The sequence below is a fragment of the Streptomyces sp. V4I8 genome, from assembly GCF_041261225.1.
Taxonomy (GTDB): domain Bacteria; phylum Actinomycetota; class Actinomycetes; order Streptomycetales; family Streptomycetaceae; genus Streptomyces.
In genome coordinates this window covers 1,008,928-1,028,809 of sequence record NZ_JBGCCN010000001.1, presented here as the reverse complement: position 1 = coordinate 1,028,809, position 19,882 = coordinate 1,008,928, and the positions used below count along the sequence as shown (strand labels likewise).

The window sequence follows — 19,882 nt, the reverse complement described above, 5'->3', positions numbered from 1 at the left end:
CGCCGCACTGTCAGTCGGCGGAGGCCGTCCAGCCGTTCGCCGTGATCCGGGCCGCGTCCGCCGGTCGGGCCTCGTCGAAGAGGACGGTGCCCGCCGTCTCGACACGGAGGCCGCAGACGTACGCGCCCCGGCCCACGTACAGCCGGTCGGTCGTGTACCGCCAGCGCAGTACCAGCTGCCGGTCCGCGGGGAGCCGCGCCGTGAGACGGTGCCAGACGCGCCCCGACCAGCCGGTGACCGTGCCGGTCGGATGGTCCTGGGGCTGCTCGCCGCGGCGGCTGGTGGTGAAGGGGAGCGGCTGCCAGGTCGCCCCGCCGTCCGTCGTGGCCTCAAGGGCGAGGAGGTCCGACCGGGGTTCGGTGTCCCACCACAGGGCGCAGCGCAGCCCCGCGTCGCCGGCGGACGTGTCGAGGGCGGGCAGCGCGAGTGTCGCGGTCGTGGCGGTCGCCATGCCTGAGAACCATGCCGTACGGCCGTGGCGTGGGCGGACCGGTACGGCGCGGGCCATGTTGTCGGCGGCGGCGGCCCTCGGCACGGAGCCGGAGCGCCAACTGCGCACCGGGTGAACGGAGTTGCCGAGGACGACGAGGAAGGAGTCGGTCGTCGGGTCCAGCACCAGGGAGGTGCCGGTGAAGCCGGTGTGCCCGGCGGTGCGCGGGGTGGCCATCGCGCCCATGTACCAGTGCTGGTAGAGCTCGAAGCCGAGGCCGTGTTCGTCGCCCGGGAAGACGGTGTTGAAGTCGGTGAACATCAGGTCCACCGACTCCGGCTCCAGGATGCGGCATCCGCCGTAGGCGCCGCCGTTGAGCAGCGTCCGGCCGAGGACCGCGAGGTCCCAGGCGTGGGAGAACACGCCCGCGTGGCCGGCGACCCCGCCGAGGCTGAACGCGTTCTCGTCGTGCACCTCGCCCCATATGAGCCCACGGTCCAGGCCGGACCAGGGCTTGCGGGCGTCCTCGGTGGCCGCGATCTTCGGTTTCCAGTCGGCGGGCGGGTTGTAGCGGGTCCTGCGCATGCCGAGCGGGCCGGTGATCTCGTCGTGGAGGAGGGTGTCCAGTCCCCGGCCGGTGATCTTCTCCAGGACCAGCTGGAGGGAGATCAGGTTCAGGTCCGAGTAGAGGTACTTGGTGCCCGGAGGGTTCAGCGGCGCCTCGTTCCAGATGAGTTGGAGCTTCTCCTCGTACGTCCGCGCGGCGTACAGCGGGATCCAGGCGCGGAACCCCGAGGTATGCGTGAGGAGCTGACGGACGGTGATGTCCTGCTTGCCCGCGCTGCCGAAGTCCGGGAGATACGAGGCGACCGTCGCCTCCAGCCCCAGCGCACCCCGCTCGATCTGCTGCACGGCGAGGATCGAGGTGAACAGCTTGGACACCGAGGCCAGGTCGAAGACGGTGTCCTCGGCCATCGGGATCTGCTGGTCGGCCGGGAACTCGATGCCGGTGTCGGTTTTCTCGTCGTACGCCCGGTAGCGCACCGCCATGCCGATCGGCTCGTGCAGGGCCACGGTGCCGCCCCGCCCGGCGAGCAGAACGGCGCCCGCGTACCAGGGGTGCGCGGGGGACGGGCCGAGGAACGCCTCGGCGTCGGTGACCAGGCGGCGCAGGGGCCCGGGGAGCAGACCGGCGCGCTCGGGGGAGCCGTGGCGCAGGGTGCTGGGGCGTGGGCCCCGGCCGGAGGAGGCGGCCGCCGGTCCGGCCGGCAAGGGGGCGAGGGCCAGGGCGCCGCCCAAGGCCACTGTGGCCTTGGTGAATTGACGTCTGGTCAGTCCGCTTCTGCCTTCGGTCATCGAGGTTCCTCCCGCCGCTCCGGCTGAAAGTATCTTTCCGGGATCACCTTGCGTGGTGAAACTTTCGTGTCAGGTGAGAGGCGTGTCAACGGGGTGTTCCCGCAAGAGATCTGACGGTGTATCAGAAAAGGTCTTCCGTCGTCCGGAGGACTGCGGCATCCTGCGCCCATGCAGACGGAGCTGAGCAAGAAACTGGGAGTCGAGCACGCCATCTTCGGCTTCACGCCGTTCCCCGCCGTCGCAGCGGCCATCAGCCGGGCCGGCGGCCTCGGAGTGCTCGGCGCGGTCCGCTACACCGCCCCCGACGACCTCAAACGCGACCTCGACTGGGTCGAGGCACACGTCGACGGCAGGCCCTACGGCCTGGACGTCGTCATGCCCGCGAAGAAGGTCGAGGGCGTCACCGAAGCCGACGTCGAGGCGATGATCCCGGAAGGGCACCGGCAGTTCGTCAAGGACACCCTCGCCAAGTACGGCGTACCCGAGCTGGCCGAGGGGGAGGCGTCCGGCTGGCGGATCACCGGGTGGATGGAACAGGTGGCCCGCACCCAGCTCGACGTCGCCTTCGACTATCCGATCAAGCTGCTCGCCAACGCCCTCGGCTCACCGCCCGCGGACATCGTGGACCGCGCCCATGACCGGGACGTGCTCGTCGCCGCCCTCGCGGGCAGCGCCCGGCACGCCCGCAAGCACAAGGAGGCGGGCATCGACATCGTGGTGGCCCAGGGCTACGAGGCGGGCGGCCACACCGGTGACATTGCCTCCATGGTGCTCACCCCGGAAGTGGTGGAAGCCGTCGACCCGCTGCCCGTACTGGCGGCCGGAGGGATCGGAAGCGGCCCACAGGTGGCGGCGGCACTCAGCCTCGGCGCCCAAGGTGTGTGGCTGGGCTCCATATGGCTGACCACCACAGAGGCGGATCTGCATTCCACCGCGCTCACCGCCAAACTGCTCGCCGCCGGGTCCGGCGACACCGTCCGCTCCCGCGCCCTCACCGGCAAGCCGGCACGCCAACTGCGCACCGAGTGGACGGACGCCTGGGACGACCCGAACGGACCCGGCACCCTCCCCATGCCACTCCAGGGCCTCCTGGTGGCCGAGGCCGTCTCCCGCATGCAGAAGTACGAGGTCGAGCCGCTGCTCGGCACGCCCGTCGGCCAGATCGTCGGCCGGATGAACAGCGAACGCACTGTCCAGGCCGTCTTCGACGACCTCACCCGTGGCTTCGAGCGGTCCGTCGACCGCATCAACCGCATCGCAGGAAGGAGCGGCCAGTGACGAGCACACCCCCCGCGGGCTTCTGGGCCCAGGCCGACGCCGACCCCGACCGCACGGTCCTCGTCGCCCCCGACGGCGAGGAGTGGACCGCAGGCCGACTGCACGCCGCCGCCAACCGCCTGGTGCACGGCCTGCGCGCGGCCGGGATGGAGCGCGGCGACGCCTTCGCCGTCGTCCTGCCCAACAGCCCCGAGTTCTTCACCGCCTACCTCGCCGCCAGCCAGGCCGGGTTCTACCTCGTCCCGGTCAACCACCACTTCGTCGGCCCCGAGATCGCCTGGATCGTGGCCGACTCCGGCGCCAAGGTGCTCCTCGCCCACGAACGCTTCGCCGCACCCGCGCGTCACGCCGCCGACGAGGCGGGCCTGCCCGGCACCCACCGGTACGCGATCGGCACGGTCGAGGGCTTCCGGCCGTACACCGAACTCCTCGACGGACAACCCGAGTCGCCGCCCGCGGACCGCACGCTCGGCTGGGTCATGAACTACACCTCGGGCACCACCGGCCGCCCCCGCGGCATCCGGCGCCCACTGCCCGGCAAGACACCCGAGGAGTCCTACCTCGGCGGCTTCCTCGGCATCTTCGGCATCAGGCCGTTCGGCGACAACGTGCACCTCGTGTGCTCCCCGCTGTACCACACCGCCGTACTCCAGTTCGCGGGCGCGTCCCTGCACATAGGCCACCGGCTGGTGCTGATGGACAAGTGGACCCCGGAGGAGATGCTCCGCCTGATCGACACCCACCGTTGCACACACACCCATATGGTCCCGACCCAGTTCCACCGACTGCTCGCCCTCCCGCAGGACGCACGGGCCCGCCACGACGTCTCCTCCATGCGGCACGCCATCCACGGCGCCGCCCCCTGCCCCGACCACGTGAAGCGAGCCATGCTCGACTGGTGGGGCCCGTGTGTGGAGGAGTACTACGCCGCCAGCGAGGGCGGCGGCGCCTTCGCGACCGCCGAGGACTGGCTGAAGAAGCCCGGCACGGTCGGCAAGGCCTGGCCGATCAGCGAACTCGCGATCTTCGACGACGACGGCAACCGGCTGCCGCCCGGCGAACTCGGCACCGTCTACCTCAAGATGAACACCGGCGGCTTCTCTTACCACAAGGACCGGGCCAAGACCGAGAAGAACCGCATCGGCGACTTCTTCACGGTCGGCGACCTCGGCTACCTCGACGAGGACGGCTATCTCTTCCTCCGCGACCGCAAGATCGACATGATCATCTCGGGCGGGGTCAACATCTACCCCGCCGAGATCGAGTCCGTCCTGCTCGCCCACCCGGCCGTCGCCGACGCCGCCGCCTTCGGCATCCCGCACGACGACTGGGGCGAGGAGGTCAAGGCCGTCGTCGAACCCGCCCCGGGCCACGAACCGGGCCCCGCCCTCGCCGCCACGATCCTCGACCACTGCGCCGGCCAACTCGCCGGCTACAAGCGGCCCAAGAGCGTCGACTTCATCACCGAGATGCCCCGCGACCCCAACGGCAAGCTGTACAAGAGGCGGTTGCGGGACCCGTACTGGGAGGGGCGCACACGGCCCGTGTGACCGCTGCCGCACGACGGTCGTCGGTCACTGCCGAGGGCACGGGAAGGTCTCCAGGGCCTGGGCGAGGCCCGCCGCGTCGGTGCCGATCTTGCGATAGACGCAGGACAGCAGTTGCCGTACACCCTGCTCGGTGAGGCGCAGTTCCTTCGCGATCACTTCCACCGGGTGGCCCTGGACCGTCAGTTCGGCCGTCCTTCGCTCATGAGCGGTGAGCGTGTCCGTCTGCGCGTAGCGCAGGGGCAACGGTCGCAGCCCGGCTGCCGAGAGCTCTTGCCGGGCCCGGGCGGCGACGGACTTGGCACCACAGTGAACGGCGCCCTCCAGCCCCTGGTAGAGCCGATCGGCGGCCTCCTGCACCCGCCCGTTGCGGGCAAGCGCGGCGCCGTGCCCGACGAGCGCACGGGCCAGCTCGTACGACGCGGGCGACCGCTCCAGGTGTGCGACGGCCTCGGCGTGCAGATCGAGGGCGGCCGGACCGCCGGTCACCTCCGCTTCGATGTGCAGGGCCTGCCCGATCGCGGATGCCGCCCCGAAGTCCCTCGCCCGTTTGACGGCGTCCTGGGCGTGGCGTACCGCCCGGTCGGGGGCGGTGCGGGCGAGAGCGGAGGCCAGGTCCAGCTGCCAGGGGCACCAGGCAGGGTTGCGCCAGTTCCGTGCCTCCAGCCAGTCCCCGACGGCGGACAACAGCCGTGCCGCCTCGGTGTACCGCTCCTCGGCCAGGAGCAGTTCGGCGTACACCGTGCGGGGATCGGGGAAGATGACGGCGTTCGGGACCACGTCGCCGTAGTGGTAGGAGTCGGCGAGCCGACGCGCGTCGCCGGTCCGCCCGCGGGCCAGCAGGATCTGGATGAGGATGCCGATGGCGAACCACTGGGCGGGTACCGCGCCCTCGACGCGCTCGGCGGTGCGCAGTCCGGCCCGTACGAAATCCTCCGCCTCGGAGAGGCAGCCGCGACGGTAGCGGATGTAGCCGAAGAGGGTCTGCCCCTGCGCCAGGTGGGAGCCGCTCCAGCCCTTGTGCTCGCACTCGGCCATGCCCTTGGTGAACAGTTCTTCGGCCCGCCACGGCTGGTCGCAGTACATGAACAGCAGGGCGACCGCGACGGGCACCTCGAAGCCGCGGTGCTCGTCGGTCCAGCTCATCCCCCCGCGCAACGCCTCCTCGGCATGCCCGAGGGCGGTTCGCCGCGGCTCGCCGCGTACCAGGGCGTCCCACGCGCGCAGGCCGAGGATGTAGCGCTCCTCCAGGCCGCGGCCGGGCAGCCTCTCGGCCAGCCGCGTCAGCCGGCGTGAGCGGGCGGACGAGTCGGGCTCGTCGGCGCGGAAGGCGCTCCAGACGAAGTGATCGGCCTGCATGCGCAGCCTGATACGCGGATTGGAGGCCCGCCGCGCTTCGTCGGCGGCCACAGCCGCGGCCTCGGTCAGCCGGTCGGTGTTGGCCAGCGCCTGGGCCAGCCGGTAGACGATGGAGGCGCGGAGGTCGGGGTCGATGTCGGGCTCTGCCAGCGCCTCCCGGAGGTGGCTGACCGTGGCTGTGGGCTCGATCAGGAAGGTCGAGCAGGCGAGTTCGTGCAGAAGCGCGGCGCGGTCCTCCGCGGGGGGCGGTTCCTGCAGCGCCCGGGTCAGCACGCGACGCGCGGCCTCCGGGGCCCCGGCGCGGAGGTACTCCTGCGCGGCGGCGCGCAGGACGGAGACCGCTTCGGGCCGGCCGTCGCAGGGCACCTCCAGCAGGTGCCGGGCGGCGGCCGTGGGCCCGAACCCGCCCGCCTGGGCGGCGACGGCAGCCGCGTTGTGCATGCCGACCCGCAGGCTCGAGGGGATGTCGCGGTAGACCGTCGTGGCGATCGACGGGTGGACGAACTCCAGGCTGCGCCCGGGCCCGTCGCCGTCCGCGAGGATGCGGGAGGCGCGCAGCTTCTCGGCCGCCTCGGCGGCGTCCTCGCTGCCGACCACCGCGATGCCGGCGGCGAGTTCGGGGCAGAAGGACCCACCCAGTACGGCGGCGGCCCACGCGAAGCGTACGGTGTTCGGGCCGAGCCGGTGGAGGCGCTCGATCAGTCCGGGGCCCTTGACCGCCGCGGCGAGGTCCCCGATCACGTGCAGCTCGTCCTGGGTGCCCTTCACCTGCCGTTCGCGGAGCCTGATGGCCAGTTCGACGGTCTCGAACGGGCTGCCGCCGGTGGCCGTCCAGCACTCGCCGCAGAACTCGTCCTCGGCCTCCTCACCCACTTCGTTCCTGACGATCCGCGCCACACCGTCCTTGCCGAGCGGAGACAGCGCGTGAGGGCGCTTCTCGTGGCGCTCGACGAGCGTGCGGAAAGAGGTCGCGTCGGGTGGGAGTTCGTCGGGCCGGTAGGCGACGACGATCAGGAGCGGGAGGTCCGCCACCCGGGGCGCGAAGGAGGCGAGCCAGTCGAGGGATTCGGCATCGGCCCAGTGCAGGTCGTCCAGGAGCATGACGAGAGGCGCGTTCATCACCGTGAGGCGCGTCATGACCCAGTCGAGGCCGTCGCGCACTCCGGTCGGGTCCGGCCTCCGAGTGGTGTCCGTCGCCTCGAGGCCGAGCGCGGCGCCGACGATGTCGTACCAGCTGCCCAGGAAGGCCCGAAGTTCCGCTTCGCTCATCGTGGCCAGGGTGGGCTGCATGACCTGGCGGACGACGCGGAACGCCAGCCCCTGCTCCTTCTCGCCGCCCGTGCCCGAGACCACCGTGAGTCCGTGTGCGGCGGCGCGGGAGCGCGCCACCGAGATGAGTGTGGTCTTGCCCAGCCCGGCCTCCCCGGTGAAGGCGAGCAACCCGCCCCGTGGCCCCCGGGGCCCGCCGTCGACGGTGGCATGGAGGTCCGACAACGCGGAGTCGAGTGCCTGGAGTTCCCGGGTGCGTTCGAGTAGCGGCCGGTGTGCGGTGCTCGGTTGCCGCAGCCCATGGGCCATGTGGTCTACCGCTTCCTGTCGTTGCTCCCCGCCGGACAGGGCGAGCGTACGCCCGCACGGATGCCCCTTGGACGGGTTGGAACAGGAGGTCGGCAGGGAGGGTGAACTTTCGGCGGCAGGCGTTCAAGTCCCGGACCGTTGGGTAATATGTCTCGTTTCCGCTTGGGCCCCTCCGCTGCGGGCGACCGGTCGAACAGCGGCTCAGGGCGCGGCGGATGCCGCCATCGTGTCCGCGTACCGCGGCACGGTGCGGGACCAGAAGTAGCATCCGGGGATCCAGTCGGCCATGCCCTCCACATAGCCGACGCCGGCTGGGCTCAACTCCGGCCTGATCTCACCGTAGAGCTCCTCGAACTCGCTGATCGTGCTGTTGATGCGCCGGATGGCCAGCGTGACGGCCTCCGGCAGGGAGCACAGGTGTGTGCGCTGGTAGTCGAGGGCCAGATTGATCACGCCGCCGGCCCGCTGCTCCTTCACGGCGGAGAACAGGTCGGCTATCCACACCGCCGCGTCGACCGACAGGCGCCCCAGGCGCCGCACGACGGGATGCCGGAGTTCCTCCGGGGCCAGCTCGTACGGCTGCGCGGCCTCGCACAGCGGGTGGAACGGCTCGATGCCCGCGATGAGGGAACGGATGGACCGGCACAGCCCGCTCTCCAAAGGGCCGGGGTGGGTCTGGGCCACCGCCTCGTACATCAGACCGTGCACGTACTCACGACTGTTCCAGGCCCATCGTGCGGCCTGAGCGGGGGTGCACCGCTCCTGCACCTGCCGCTGCAGATCGGCCAAGGCGGCCCCGAGAGGGGTTTCGGGCGGTTGGCCGTCCCGCAGGATCCCGACGCTCTCGCACAGCATGGACAGCAGCCGACCGGGCCGCTGCTGGCCGACGTCTTCCGCCTGGTCGTCGAAGACGAACTGGTAGGCGATTTGATTGGCCATGATCTGGAGGAGGCCGGAATCCACGGTCGGGCTGTTGTAGGCCGCGAGTTCGGCGGGGCGTGTGTAGCAGATCATGGCCGCTACCGATGGCTCGTCGGTAAGCCCCCATGTGCTCAGCCACTCCTCGACTCCCGCCGCCGCTTCGGATGCGTGGGGATTGCTCTGGAACCGGAAGGGCATGTAGAGGTTGGCGTCGATCAGCTCCCGCAGATTGAGGGCGGGGATCGCGTGCGGTGCGGCGAGCGCGACTTCCTCATGCGTCATGGACATCGTGGCCACCTGCCGTTCGGGGGTCGTGGACGCAAGGGGTCACCGCTGCCCGGGATGTGACGGAGCGCGCCCGAGGCGGTGTGCCCACCGGCCGTGGTGCTCGCGGTTCGCAGACCATCACCAGATCCCTCGGCCCCAAGGACGCCGCGGGGCGCAGCCGTTCGACGTGGCCGGGCAGATGGCGCAGCCGCCAGTGGCGGGCGATGAACGCGAGGGCCACCGTGGCTTCCGCCATGGCGAACGTCTCCCCGATGCAGTTCCGGGTGCCCGCGGCGAACGGAATCATCGCTCCGGGCGGGACCGCGACGGCCTGCCCCGGCCTCCAGCGGTCGGGGAGGAAGCGGTCGGGGTCGGGGAACGAGGCGGGGTCGTGGTGCAGGAGGTACGGGCTGTACAGGACAGTGGTACCCCGTGGCAGACGCTGTCCGGCGAGATCCGTTTCCTTGGTGGTGACCCTGGTGAAGAGCCAGCCGGGCGGGCGGTGGCGAAGGGTCTCGGTGAGGACGCACCGGGTATGGACGAGGCGCGGCAGCTCGTCGCGGCCGGGAGGCCGGCCTTCGGCGAGCACGACGTCGACCTCGGAATGCAGGCGGCCTTCCTCCTCGGGATGCCGCGCCAGGAGCTCGAAGGCGGAGGCGAGGCACAGGGCGGTGGTCTCGGCTCCGGCGAATATAAGTGTGAGCACCTGGCTGCGGAGTTCCTCTTCGGTGATCGCCGCCGCTTCGCCGTTGCTCCGCGCGGCCGCCAGCAGGACCCCCAGCAGGTCGTCCCGGTCACTCGAGGGGATGCCGCGCCGGCGGTCGGCGATGACCGTGTCGACGATCGCGCGCAGACGGGCGGAAGCGTGCCGGAAACGCCGGTTCGCCGACGTGGGTACCCGGAACAGGGCCTCCACCGGCACCACCGTCCGCAGGAACAGGCCGCGGACGATGGTGACGAGGCAGCGGTGCACCTCGGCGGCCGTCGCGGAGTCGAGCGAGTCGGAGAACAGGACGCGGCTGATCACGCGTACCGACAGCGTCAGCATGGTCGCGCTGATGTCGACCTCCTGCCCCGCCCGCCACTCGCGGCACACCGACTCCACTTCCTCGCCGATCAGTTCCGTCTGGTCGGCGACGCGGGCCTTGCGGAAGCCGGGTTGGAGAAGCCTGCGTTGCCGCCGATGGGCCTGATGACGGCAGGTGCCGATGCCGTCACCCAACAGCGTCCGCAGCCGGTCGTAGAGCGGGCCCCCCTTGTCGAAGGTGCGCGCGTCCATGAGGACCTCGTGGACCAGCTCCGGGTGACACACCACCCAGGCGTGCAGCGGGCCCAGGCGTATCTCGACCAGATCCCCGTGAGCGGGTAAGGAATTGAGAAAATCCAGCGGACGCCGAAACAACGCGATACCGTTGCTGACAGTGGGGAATATGCCTGGTGCAGTCCCCACCCTCCACCCATGTTCTGGTTCGGGCACAACACGACTCATCGAAAACCTGCCTCGATCGGCGGATGAAAGTCGGTGGATGCTCCACCGATTTGGCGTTCGAGTCATGTACTGCCCAGTTCAACCGATCTCCGGTTTCGAGAATCCTTTCTGCACGGGGGCGCACGGAGGCACGGAGAAGCACGAATGAAGCATTCGGCTGCATCGTCTTTTTGCGAGGCTGAGGAATAGTCGCGCGTTGTGTGGTCCCGCCCCATGTGGGACGGGACCACAGTCGCTCAGCGTTCGCGCACGCGGACGATCTTCAGCGCCGGAGAGGACAGGATGTCCTTCTCGCAGAAACGCGCGGTCACCCACTTCTCACCCGAGAACGGCCGGGTCTGGTCGCTGAAGTGGGGCGAGTTGGGGTTCGAGGACTGGGAGTACGTCAGGAGCGTACGGGCCACCGGGCAGCGACCGCCGTCCCACCCGACCGCCTGGATATGGCTGGAGCCGGTCGACACCTCGGTGTAGCCGCCCTGCGCCGCGTTCCACACCGGCTCGACCTTGTTCCACACACCCATCCCCTCCGTGCCGCCCGGGACGGGGATGCGCCGGCCGTTCCGTACGACGAACTGGTGCTCCCCGAGGCGGGAGTCGAGCGCAATGCCCGCGGCGCGGAGCTCGGTGACCGCGTCCGCCAGGGCCGTGGCGAAGCCGGGGGCGTCGGTGTTGAGCGTGTTCGGGGTGCGCACCGGGTCCGCCGCGGAGAAGGGCACCTTCCACCGCTGGGCGGCCGGGACCTTCGCCGCCAGCTTCCGCCAGAACCGGTCGAAGAGCAGAGCGCCCCGGCTGTCGGTGTTCATGGTGTGGTCCCAGGACGCGAGCACCGAGCAGGCTTCGGCCACGTCGACCGCCCCGCCATCGGTGCCCGTCGCCGTTCCACCCGGCAGCGCGGCACACGCCTTCGCCGTGTCGGCCCCGGCAAGGTCGGCCGCCGGCACCCGGTTGGTGAACTGCTGGCGCTCCAGATCCCGGACGGTCAGTCCGCCTCGCTCCGCCAACGCCGCCACGTCCTCGATCGCGCCGCGCGTGCGCAGTGAGCGCTGGCTGCCGATGTTGCCGAAGATCCGCTCGTACCCGGTGAGCGGCCGGTCGGCGTTGGCCAGCCAGGCACTGTCGTTGGAGTTCTCCGCGTACGGCGCGTCCTTCAGCGTCGGCATGCGCGCCGGCCCGAAGATCCCGGGCTGGACGGCGTCGCTGTCGCGCCCGAGCGCGCAGTCGCCGCGGGCACCGTCGAGGACCGCGAGGCCCGCGGCCGGGTAGGTGGCCTTGCCGAGGTCCGTGGAGCAGCGCGCCGCGAGGTCGTCGGTGATCCGGGGCAGCACCTGCGACTGGGTGTAGAGGGAGTGCCCGGAGGAGTCCGCGGCGATGGTGTTCACCCAGGGGAGCCCCTGGTGCCGGGCCAGGGAAGCAAGGACGTCGGCCGTGCCACGCGCCTTGCTGAAGCCGAGCGAGGTGTCGCCGAAGCGGAGGTTGGCCGCGTTGGGGTCGTTGAGCGCGTACGCCGTGGTCGCAGTCCAGGGCAGCGGGAGTTCGCCGTCGGCGGAGGCCACGACCGGGCCGTACCGGGTCCACCACTGGGTGCGGGTCACCGGTGCGCCGTCCTTGACCGCGACGGTCACGGTCCGCTTCGTCATCCGCTCGCGCCTGCCGTCCACGAGATAGGCGGTGGGGTCGGCGGCATCCAGTGTCAGGCGGTGCAGATTGAACGGGACTCCGGTCGAGACGGTGTGGCTCCACGCCACATGGGGGTTGTAGCCGATGGAGATCGTCGGCGAGCCGAGCAGCGACGCGCCGGCGACGTTCAGCTCGCCGGGAATCGTCTGCTGCGCCTGCCAGAAGCGGCGTCCGCCGTGCCACGGGTAGTGCGGGTTGCCCAGCAGCAGACCTCGCCCGTCGGCCGTGGTGTCACCGCTGAAGGCGACCGCGTTCGAGCCCATGTCCGCGTCGGCGGTCCGCTCGCGCACGGCCTGTATCAAGGTGTCGGCGTCCGGGCCGGCCCCACTGCCCTTGCCGCGGGCGGCGGATCCGGTGGGCGGCTGGGCGGCGGTGATGTCGTCCACGGCGCCGCCCTGGCCGCCGAGTACGGCGATGGCGTAGAAGCGGGCGGCCACGTCCATCTGGGTGACCGGGCGAACCCAGTCGGCACCCCTGCACGCAGGGTCGGTGATTCGTTTCTGCTCGAGCCAGGCGTTGTACCCGGCCGCGTAGCCCCGCATGAGGTCCTTGACCTGGCGGCTCGGGCCGCGCGGTGCCGGTTCGGCGAACAGCTTCTCCACCGTGCGGGTCTGGCGCACCCCGCGGAAGTACAGGTCACTGGAGAGATTCCTGGTCGCCGAGGACAGCGAGAAGTCGGACGCCGCGTCCGGTCCGAAGAACCGCGAACGCTCGCCGCGTACGGTCACGAACCCGTCGGCGAGGGTGCACACCTGGTCGGCGGCCTGCGCCCAACCGGTGCCGAAGCCAAGGGACTTGTAGTCCTTGGCGACGATGTGCGGAATGCCGTACTCGGTGTAGCGGACGACGGCGGACAGACCGCCGTGCGAGAGCTGTTCCTGCCGGTCTTGCCGGTCCTGCGGGTCCTGCCGCTCGGCCGCGGCCGCAGGCAGTAGCCCGGCCGTGGTGGCGAGCAGGGCGACGGCCGCGACGACGAGCCGTCTGGGGCGGGTGCGCATCGTGCCTCCCAACGTCGTTGAGGGAAGGAACCGTTGAGCATACCAACGGGTATGTGTCCCCGGTCCGGTGTCCGGTGTCAGCCTTGACCCGTCTCTTCGAGACACCGAGGATCATGTGTCATGACGCCAGGACACGGCAGCACGGTTGACGGAGTGCTGCGCCGCAGCGCCCGACGCACGCCGGAACGCATCGCGGTCGAGGACCGCGAACGCGCGTGGACGTACGAGGAACTCGACGAGGCCGCCTCCCGCGCGGCGAGCGTCCTGCTCGACCAGGGCCTCACCCCCGGCGACCGGGTGGCCGCCTACGGCCACAACTCGTGCGTGTATCTCATTGCCTTCCTGGCGTGCGCCCGCGCGGGCCTCGTCCACGTCCCCGTCAACCAGAACCTCACCGGCGACGACCTCGCCTACATCGTCGGCCAGTCCGGCAGCTCGCTGGTCCTCACCGATCCCGCGCTGGCCGGCCGGCTCCCCGAGGGCGTCCGTACGATGCCGCTGCGCGGCGCCGACGACTCACTGCTGGCGCGGCAGGCCACGGCGCCCGCGTACGACGGCCCGGAGGCGGCCGGCGAGGACCTGGTGCAGCTCCTCTACACCTCGGGTACGACCGCCCTGCCGAAGGGCGCGATGATGACCCACCGCGCCTTGGTCCACGAGTACTTGAGCGCGATCGCAGCCCTCGACCTGAGCGCCGGTGACCGCCCCGTCCACTCACTGCCGCTGTACCACTCGGCGCAGATGCACGTGTTCCTCATGCCGTATCTGGCGGTCGGCGCCACCAACATCGTTCTGGAAGCGCCCGACGGCGACCAGCTCTTCGATCTGATCGAAGCCGGCCGCGCGGACAGCCTCTTCGCCCCGCCCACGGTGTGGATCGGCCTGGCCAACCGCCCCGACTTCGGCACCCGCGAGCTCGACGGACTGCGCAAGGCGTACTACGGCGCCTCGATCATGCCCGTGCCGGTCCTGGAGCGGCTGCGTGAGCGATGGCCCGAGCTGGCCTTCTACAACTGTTTCGGGCAGAGCGAGATCGGTCCGTTGGCCATGGTGCTGGCGCCCGAGGAGCACAAGGGCCGGATGGACTCCTGCGGGCGGACCGTCCTCTTCGTCGACGCGCGGGTGGTCGACGAGGACGGCGAGGACGTGCCCGACGGCACCTCCGGCGAGATCGTCTACCGTTCCCCGCAGTTGTGCGAGGGCTACTGGGACAAGCCCGAGGAGACCGCGGAGGCCTTCCGTGACGGCTGGTTCCGCTCCGGCGACCTCGCGGTGCGGGACGCGCACGGCTACTTCACGATCGTCGACCGGGTGAAGGACGTCATCAACTCCGGTGGCGTACTCATCGCTTCACGTGAGGTCGAGGACGCCCTGTACACGCATGAGGACGTCGCGGAGGTCGCCGTGATCGGCCTGCCCGACGAGCGGTGGATCGAGGCCGTCACGGCGGTCGTCGTCCCGCGCGGCGAGGTGAGCGAGGCCGAACTGATCGATCACGCGCGCGAGAAGCTCGCCCACTTCAAGGCGCCGAAGCGGGTGGTGTTCGTGGACGAGCTGCCGCGCAACGCGAGCGGGAAGATCCTCAAGCGGGAGCTGCGGGAACGGTTCGCGAGCGACTAGGGGAGCGGTTCGGTTCGGGGGCGGACACGGGTCGGGTCGGGCTCGACCGTGGCCGGCAGCTGGGCGGGCCGGTGACGGTGGTCAGCGGGGCCGCAGGTCCTCGATCCGCCGGATCTTCCCCACGGACCGCTCCAGCGACTCCGGTTCGACGATCTCCACCGCGACCGACACCCCGATGCCGTCCTTCACGGCCGCCGCGATCGCCTGCGCGGCGGACTCCCGGACCTCTGGCGACGCGTCGGGGCGGGCCTCCGCGCGCACGGTGAGGGTGTCGAGCCGGCCCTCCCTGGTGAGACGCAGCTGGAAGTGGGGTGCCACGCCAGGGGTGCGGAGCACGATCTCCTCGATCTGGGTGGGGAAGAGATTGATCCCGCGCAGGATGACCATGTCGTCACTGCGCCCGGTGATCTTCTCCATCCGCCGGAACGCCCGGGCGGTACCCGGCAGCAGCCGCGTCAGGTCGCGGGTGCGGTACTGGATGACGGGCATGGCCTCCTTGGTGAGCGAGGTGAAGACCAGCTCACCCTCCTCACTGTCGGGCAGCACCTCGCCGGTGATCGGGTCGACGATCTCCGGGAAGAAGTGGTCTTCCCACCGCGGCGCGGCCGCAGCCTGACCGTCGGCGCGCTCTCAGTCCTTCCCGGGCCCGTATGCCGTCAGGAAGCGGTCACGGAACTTGTCCATGCCCCAGGTCGGAGCGTTCTCGGCGGGCTTGAGGCCGTCCGTCCAGTTCCAGTCGGCGATCTTGTCGAGGACCTTCTGGTCGCGGGCGACGATCGTGACGGGAACGTCCTTGCTCGTGTTGCCGGCGGTGACGGTCGGGACGGGCTGGTGGTCGCCGAGGAAGACGAGGACGGTGTCGTCGGTGCCGTAGCGCTCGACCCATTCCGTGAGGCTGTGGAGCGAGTACTCGATGGCGCGGCGGTACTCGGTGCGGACGCGCTCGGGGTCCTTCCAGACCTCCTTGGGGTCCGTGCCCTCCTTCTTGATCTGGTGGAAGACGGATCCGTCGCCGAGGTCGTCCCAGTCGATCATGCGGGCGATGGGGGACCAGGGGTTGTGGCTGGAGGCCAGGATGATCTCCGCCATGATCGGCTCGCGGTCCTTCTTGCCGTGCTCCAGACGCTGGAAGGCCTCCAGGCTGAACTGGTCCGGCACGGGCGTCCAGCTGAAGTACGGGCCCTGGTAGCCCAGGTGCTCGGAGTCGTAGATGTGGTCTAGGGCGAAGAACTTGCCCTCCGGCCAGGCCCGCCGCACCCCGGGCACCACGCCGACCGTGCGCCACGCGCCGGTCTTGCGGAAGTAGCTGTTGAGCGTCGCGCGGTCGCTGGTGGTCAGACTCCGGTACCGCTGCTGGTTCTTGATCCAGAGGCCGGAGAGGAAGGTGGAGTGGGCGAGCCAGCTGCCGGCTCCCGTCACCGGCGACCTCAGCCACGCGCTGCGCGACTGGAAGCCGGCGGCCTTGAGGTCGCTCGTCCCTTCCTGGAGCACCGCGTCGATCTGCGGCGCCATCGCGGGATCGTCGATCGCGACACGGCCGTAGCTCTCGATGAACGTGAACAGCACGTCCTTGCCGCGCAGCCCCGTGAGCAACTGGTCCGGCGGCGTCTTCGCGAAGGCGTCCACGGCGGCCTGCTTCTGGAAGACGCGTCCGTCCGCGAGCCCCGCCCGCACCTGCTCGACACGGTTGTTGACCAGGTCGGCGTTGCCCTTGGTGGCCAGCGGGACACCGGTGATCTGGATGCTCAGCGTCATGCAGGTGATCCACGCGGTGCCGAGGATCAGCGTCGTGCGCGCGGCGACGGCACGGTGGCTGACCATCAGCTTCGTCACCCGGACCATCGCGAGCGTCATGAGGACGAGGACGGCGACGACCAGCGCGATCACGCCGACCACCGCGAGCACCTGGCCGGTCCGGCCGAAGGACTCCCGGACGAACTCCGCCGCGTCGTCGAGCAGGATCCAGTCCAGGACCAGGTCGAACGGGCGGGCCAGCACCTGGTAGAAGCCCATGTCGACGAACTTCAGGACGGTGAGCAGCCCGAGGAGCGCACCCGAGACCACCGCCATCAGCCGCCGTGACCGCGGTGGGAGCGCCAGCAGCAGGCCCGCGAGCAGGATTCCCTCGGCCGGGAGGCGGAAGAACGCCTCGGGGGTGAGCCGTTCGAGTTGGTTCGGCACGAGGAGCGCGAAGAGCAGGAGCGCGCCGGCCAGGACGGTCGCCCCGACGGTGACGCCGCGTGCCGTACGGGGGTAGCGGCGGCGCCAGCCGAACCAGCCGGGGGAGGGGGAGGAGCCGCCCGGATCCTCGGGGTTGGCCGCCTTTGCTTCGGCGGCCGTCTCAGTCGCTTCGACCGTCTCAGTCGCGTCGGTCGAGTCGGCCACGCCGGTCGCCTCGGTCGCGTCGGCCGTCTCGGCGGCTTCGACCGCCTCAGTAGTTTCGGCTGCCTCGACCTCCTCGACCCCATCAGCCGCTTCGGCCGTCTTGACCGCCTCGGCCTTCTCGACCGCCTCGGCCTTCTCGACCGCCTCGGCTTTCTCGACCGGTTCCCTCGTCCTCGCTTCTTCCGTCCCCTGCGCTACTTCGTCTGTTGCCTCCTGCGACACCCGGAGGTCCTCCCGTGCGGTCCTACGATGGCATGGCAAACAGCGCCCGATGACCGAGCCTGCCACCACGAGTACGTCCGCACGTCACCTTAGGTTCAATCGAACCTGACCGGAATTCACCCGTCCGCCGCCACGGCCACCTCGCGTGCCCACCGGTAGTCCGCCTTGCCGCTGGGGGAGCGCCGGATCGAGTCCGTGAGCACCAGCTGGCGGGGGATCTTGTATCCCGCGAGGCGGGAGCGGCAGTGCGTCTGGATGTCCGCCAGCGACGGCCGCGCCGCACCCGCGCGCACCTGAACCACGGCCGCCACGTGGTGACCCCACTTCGCGTCCGGCACGCCGGCCACCAGCGCGTCGTACACATCGGGATGGGACTTGAGTGCCTGCTCGACCTCCTCCGGGTACACCTTCTCGCCCCCGGTGTTGATGCACTGCGAGCCGCGGCCCAGCACGGTGACGACGCCCTCCTCGTCGACCGTGGCCATGTCGCCCAGCAGCACCCACCGCCGGCCGTCCTTCTCGAAGAAGGTCTCGGCGGTTTTCCCCGGGTCGTTGTAGTAGCCGAGCGGTACGTGACCGCACTGCGCGACCCGGCCCACCTCGCCCACGGCGACCGGCTCGTGTGTTGCCGGATCGACCACCTGAGTACGGGAGTTGACGCGGATGCGGAAGCCGCGGTCGGGGCCGGAGTCCTCGGTCGCCGTACCGTTGAAGCCGGACTCCGAGGAGCCGAAGTTGTTCAGCAGCATCACGTTCGGGACCTGTTCCTGGAACTGCCGGCGCACCGTGTCGGACATGATCGCCCCGGACGACGACACGCTGAACATCGACGAGCAGTCCGTGCCCTTCATCGGCCCGTTCAGCGCGTCGACCAGCGGCCGCAGCATCGCGTCGCCGACCAGCGACACGCTGGTGACCCGCTCCTTCTCGATCGTTCGCAGTACCTCCTCCGGGGCGAACTTGCGGTGGATCACGACACGTTGGCCGAAGTTGAAGCCGATGAAGGCGGTCAGCGTGGACGTGCCGTGCATCAGCGGGGCGGTGGGGAAGAAGGTGATGCCGTCGCCGCCCGCGGCGACCCGCTCCGCGAGCTCCTCCGGGTTCTTCACCGGCTCGCCGGTCGGTGCGCCCCCGCCCAGCCCCGCGAAGAACAGATCCTCCTGGCGCCACATCACACCCTTGGGCATGCCGGTGGTACCGCCGGTGTAGATGATGAACTGGTCGTCGCCCGACCGTGCCGGGAACCCGCGCTCGGGCGACCCGGCGGCCTCCGCGTCCGCGAAGGCCACGGCGGGCACGACCGGCGACCGAGCCGAACCCGGGGGCACCGTGCCCACCCGCACCAGATGCCGTACTCCCTCCACCTGCGGCAGCGCCGCCGCCACCCGGTCCGTGAACTCCGCCTCGAAGACCAGGGCCACCAGATCGGCGTCCCGGTAGAGGTACACCAACTCCTCTTCCACATAGCGGTAGTTGACGTTGACCGGCACGATCCGCGCCTTCAGGCAGGCCAGCACCGTCTGCAGGTACTCGATGCCGTTGTAGAGGTGGAGCCCGAGGTGTTCGCCGGGGCGGATCCCGCTGTCGATCAGATGGTGCGCGATCCGGTTGGCGGCCGCGTCCAGCTGCGCGTACGTCAGCCGGCGCTCCGCGCCCGTGCCCGGGTGGTCGATGTACACGAGCGCCTCGCGGTCGGGCACCGCGTCGACGACCGACTCGAACAGGTCGGCAAGGTTGTACTCCACCGCTCCTCCTGACCTCGACAGGGCCTGGCTCACCAACGGTTCGCCGGTCATCAGAGCAAAGGGCGGCACAACTGGGAAGCCTCCGCGCAAAAGAATCTGACTGTCTGTCAGAAAACCCTTGAAGTGCCTTCGCGCCTCCTGCAACCTGTTCTCGTTCTGTCAGAGGGGAGACTGGTCATGGGTGGGACCGAACACCTCGCCGTGCGGCGCGAGGGCGCCACACTGGTGCTCACGCTCAACAGGCCCGAGGCGAAGAACGCGCTCTCGTTGCCGATGCTGGTCGGCCTCTACGACGGCTGGGTCGAGGCCGACGCCGACGACTCGATCCGCTCGGTCGTGTTCACGGGGGCGGGGGGCTGCTTCTGCGCGGGCATGGACCTCAAAGCCCTCGCCGGGAACGGCATGGAGGGCGAGCACTACCGCGACCGGCTCAAGGCCGATCCCGACCTGCACTGGAAGGCGATGCTCCGCCACCACCGCCCGCGCAAGCCGGTGATCGCCGCCGTCGAGGGGTACTGCGTCGCCGGCGGCACCGAGATGCTCCAGGGCACGGACATCAGGGTCGCCGGCGAGTCGGCCACCTTCGGGCTCTTCGAAGTGAAGCGCGGTCTGTTCCCGATCGGCGGCTCCACGGTCCGTCTGCAACGGCAGATCCCGCGCACCCACGCCCTGGAGATGCTGCTCACCGCACGCCCCTACAGCGCTCGCGAAGCCGCCGACATCGGCCTGATCGGGCACGTCGTCCCCGACGGCACGGCCCTGACCAAGGCCCTGGAGATCGCCGAACAGATCAACGCCTGCGGCCCGCTGGCCGTCGAGGCCGTCAAGGCGTCCGTGTACGAGACCGCCGAGTTGACCGAGACCGACGGCCTCGCCGCCGAACTCAAGCGCGGTTGGCCGATCTTCGACACCGCGGATGCCAGGGAGGGCGCGCGCGCCTTCGCGGAGAAGCGGGCGCCCGTCTACAAGCGTGCGTAGCCGCTGCGCCGGCCTGGGCCGGTTGGCAGCTG

Annotated in this window: 11 protein-coding genes and 1 pseudogene; 4 read left to right on the top strand and 8 right to left on the bottom strand. The window is 70.4% G+C overall.

Annotated elements, in window-relative coordinates; all coding sequences use genetic code 11:
- Positions 1-10: 10 nt before the first annotated feature.
- The gene (locus ABIE67_RS04685) at positions 11-1,786 is read right to left on the bottom strand and encodes a serine hydrolase (protein WP_370253540.1); all 1,776 of its coding nucleotides are present in this window, start codon (positions 1,784-1,786) and stop codon (positions 11-13) included.
- 168 nt (positions 1,787-1,954) lie between these two features.
- On the opposite strand from ABIE67_RS04685, the gene ABIE67_RS04680 reads away from it, so the two are divergent.
- On the top strand, positions 1,955-3,064 hold the full coding sequence (locus tag ABIE67_RS04680) for a nitronate monooxygenase (RefSeq protein ID WP_370253538.1): 1,110 nt from the start codon (positions 1,955-1,957) through the stop codon (positions 3,062-3,064).
- The gene (locus ABIE67_RS04675) at positions 3,061-4,614 is read left to right on the top strand and encodes an acyl-CoA synthetase (RefSeq protein ID WP_370253536.1); all 1,554 of its coding nucleotides are present in this window, start codon (positions 3,061-3,063) and stop codon (positions 4,612-4,614) included. The genes ABIE67_RS04680 and ABIE67_RS04675 overlap by 4 nt, the downstream gene beginning before the upstream one ends.
- Positions 4,615-4,638: 24 nt before the next feature.
- On the opposite strand, the gene ABIE67_RS04670 is transcribed toward ABIE67_RS04675, so the two are convergent.
- The 4 genes from ABIE67_RS04670 to ABIE67_RS04655 form a co-directional block, all read right to left on the bottom strand.
- Complete coding sequence (locus ABIE67_RS04670) at positions 4,639-7,548, bottom strand: AAA family ATPase (RefSeq protein ID WP_370253532.1); 2,910 nt, start codon at positions 7,546-7,548, stop codon at positions 4,639-4,641.
- Positions 7,549-7,749: 201 nt separating this feature from the next.
- On the bottom strand, positions 7,750-8,757 hold the full coding sequence (locus ABIE67_RS04665) for a (-)-alpha-amorphene synthase (protein WP_370253530.1): 1,008 nt from the start codon (positions 8,755-8,757) through the stop codon (positions 7,750-7,752).
- Positions 8,741-10,138: a cytochrome P450 gene (locus ABIE67_RS04660; protein WP_370253528.1), complete on the bottom strand. Its 1,398-nt coding sequence runs from the start codon at positions 10,136-10,138 to the stop codon at positions 8,741-8,743. Before ABIE67_RS04660 ends, ABIE67_RS04665 begins: the two co-directional genes overlap by 17 nt.
- A gap of 323 nt (positions 10,139-10,461) precedes the next feature.
- Complete coding sequence (locus ABIE67_RS04655; protein ID WP_370253526.1) at positions 10,462-12,900, bottom strand: penicillin acylase family protein; 2,439 nt, start codon at positions 12,898-12,900, stop codon at positions 10,462-10,464.
- Positions 12,901-13,020: 120 nt separating this feature from the next.
- Here ABIE67_RS04655 and ABIE67_RS04650 point away from each other — a divergent pair, with 120 nt between their 5' ends.
- Positions 13,021-14,520, top strand: a complete 1,500-nt coding sequence (locus ABIE67_RS04650) for an acyl-CoA synthetase (protein ID WP_370253524.1) — start codon at positions 13,021-13,023, stop codon at positions 14,518-14,520.
- An 81-nt stretch (positions 14,521-14,601) separates the two neighbouring features.
- Here ABIE67_RS04650 and ABIE67_RS04645 read toward each other — a convergent pair.
- The 3 genes and pseudogenes from ABIE67_RS04645 to ABIE67_RS04635 form a co-directional block, all read right to left on the bottom strand.
- Positions 14,602-15,114, bottom strand: a pseudogene (locus ABIE67_RS04645) (phenylacetate--CoA ligase); the annotation flags it as partial.
- Positions 15,115-15,150: 36 nt separating this feature from the next.
- Complete coding sequence (locus tag ABIE67_RS04640) at positions 15,151-16,905, bottom strand: sulfatase (protein ID WP_370268202.1); 1,755 nt, start codon at positions 16,903-16,905, stop codon at positions 15,151-15,153.
- 338 nt (positions 16,906-17,243) lie between these two features.
- Entirely contained in the window at positions 17,244-18,872 is a 1,629-nt protein-coding gene (locus ABIE67_RS04635) for an acyl-CoA synthetase (RefSeq protein WP_370253522.1), read from the bottom strand.
- Between the two features lie 177 nt (positions 18,873-19,049).
- On the opposite strand from ABIE67_RS04635, the gene ABIE67_RS04630 reads away from it, so the two are divergent.
- Positions 19,050-19,850 (top strand): crotonase/enoyl-CoA hydratase family protein, encoded by an 801-nt coding sequence (locus ABIE67_RS04630; protein WP_370253518.1) that lies wholly within the window; start codon positions 19,050-19,052, stop codon positions 19,848-19,850.
- The last annotated feature ends 32 nt before the right edge of the window (positions 19,851-19,882 follow it).